Raw genomic sequence first — 1,706 nt, 5'->3', positions numbered from 1 at the left:
GTGTACCGCTCGACCCGGATGGCGGCGGCGCCGGTGGGGATCCGGTTCGCGGCTCCCTCGAGGGTGGTCGGCGCCGCGACAGCCGCAGCCGGCCGCGCACCCGGCACCACACCCCCGGGCTGGGGTGGCGCGAGCGGCACTTCGCGGATGCGAACCGGCTCGGCGGTGCCGCTCAGCCGGGCATCCGGCGCGATTCTGGTGACTCCGGTCGTCCGCACCCCCTGGGCGAAGCTCCACAGCATGCCCGCCACGGTCGCTCCCGCGATCGGGCCGAGCCACGCGGCGGGGCCGGCGACCTGCGCGATGACCCCGGCGGGCCAGGTGAGGTCGCGCCACGTCCCTCGTCCGGCCGCGACCAGGAGGGTGCCAGGGCGCGCGGCCTCGATCGCCGCGAGCCGCCCGTCGATGCGGGCCACCGCCGCGGTGTCGCCGCCCGCCTCCGCGGCAGCGTGCTGAGCCTGCAGCTCTACGACGTCGAAGAGCGCCGCCGACGCGCGCAGCCCGCCGGCGAGCTCGGACGGCGTGTGCGCCCGCCGGGAGGCGAGGTCCGCCAGGATCCACGCCCGAAAGACGACGAACCCGTCGACAAGGTGGATGACGCCGGCCAGCTCCGCTGCCGCAGTGCGCAGCAGCTCGACGACAGYGACGATGTCGGTGTGGAGCTGGTCCAGCGCCGTCGCGGCCGCTTCGAGCGAGGCCGTGTCGACCGCGACGAGCCCACCGCCGCGTATCTCGAGGGCTCCTGGCGATGGCGCCTGGGCGCCGTCGGTCTGAGCCGAGGCATCCGATCCGATCCTTGCGGTGCTCATCGCCCTGCTCCCGCCGCCAGCGCGAGTGCGGCGCGTGCGGCGCGCTCGAGACCCTCGACGTCAGCGCGCAGGTGACGCACCTGCGCCACCCAGTCGGCCAGTTCGGCGCGGTAGGCGCGCGCGGCTGCGCACTCCCAGGCGGTCTCGTCCGCCAGGCGCTCGGCGCGCGCCACCACCGCCGCGAGCCGGTCGTCCGCGGCCGCGAGGACGCCGGCCGAATTGCGTGTCATCCATCCGTTCATCGGCCGAGCATCGCCCCGGCGGGCCCCGGGATTCCGCGATCACCGTCGACTCGGGATGCCGTCTCACGCGCCGCGGGCTGGGGAGGAACGGTTCCTCGCCTGGCCAGGGTGGCCGGGGGAGGCCAGAATGGTCCAATGACCGCGACCACCGTGGATCCCTTCCGCGTCGTGTTCGTCTGCACCGGCAACATCTGCCGCTCGCCCATGGCGGATGTCGTCTTCCGACAGTTCGCGGATCTCGCCGGGCTGCGCGATCACGTCGGCTCGACAAGCGCCGGCACCGGGGACTGGCATGTAGGCGAACGCGCCGATCAGCGCACCCTCGACGCGTTGGAGCGCCGAGGGTACGACGGTGCGCGGCATCGCGCGCGACAGTTCACGTCGGCCGACTTCGCGCACAGCGACCTGGTCGTCGCGCTCGATCGCAGCCACGAGCGCATCCTCAAGGGGTGGGCGCGCACCGAGGCCGACGCAGACAAGATCGCCCTGCTCATGTCGTTCGACCAGACCGCGCGCAGCCTCGATGTGCCCGACCCGTACTATGCCGGGCCGGGAATGTTCGATGAGGTCCTCGCTATGATCGAAAGCGCGAGCCGGGCGCTCTTCCGGCAGCTCGAACCCGCGATCCGCCCGGCGACCCCGTCGCCGCCTGCCG

The 1,706-nt window shown here is 73.8% G+C and carries 2 protein-coding genes and 1 pseudogene; 1 reads left to right on the top strand and 2 read right to left on the bottom strand.

Annotated features, from left to right (window positions below; all coding sequences use genetic code 11):
- A pseudogene (locus AC1DVT_RS20095) lies at positions 1-809 on the bottom strand (hypothetical protein); the annotation flags it as partial.
- A complete protein-coding gene (locus AC1DVT_RS20090) occupies positions 806-1,039 on the bottom strand; it encodes a hypothetical protein (protein WP_477391141.1) in 234 nt (77 codons plus the stop codon). The gene AC1DVT_RS20090 and the pseudogene AC1DVT_RS20095, both read right to left, overlap by 4 nt.
- Before the next feature lie 147 nt (positions 1,040-1,186).
- On the opposite strand from AC1DVT_RS20090, the gene AC1DVT_RS20085 reads away from it, so the two are divergent.
- A partial coding sequence (locus AC1DVT_RS20085) for a low molecular weight protein-tyrosine-phosphatase (protein WP_477391139.1) occupies positions 1,187-1,706 on the top strand: 520 nt, incomplete at its 3' end.

It is taken from the genome of Microbacterium sp. P2_F9, assembly GCF_056403635.1.
The sequence above is the reverse complement of the archived record's forward strand: the minus strand, read 5'-3'. Positions and strand labels throughout refer to the sequence as shown.

What these genes read in the sequence shown, in the direction of transcription:
- AC1DVT_RS20090 (WP_477391141.1), bottom strand. Translation starts at nt 1,039, where the DNA reads ATGACACGCAATTCGGCCGGCGTCCTCGCGGCCGCGGACGACCGGCTC.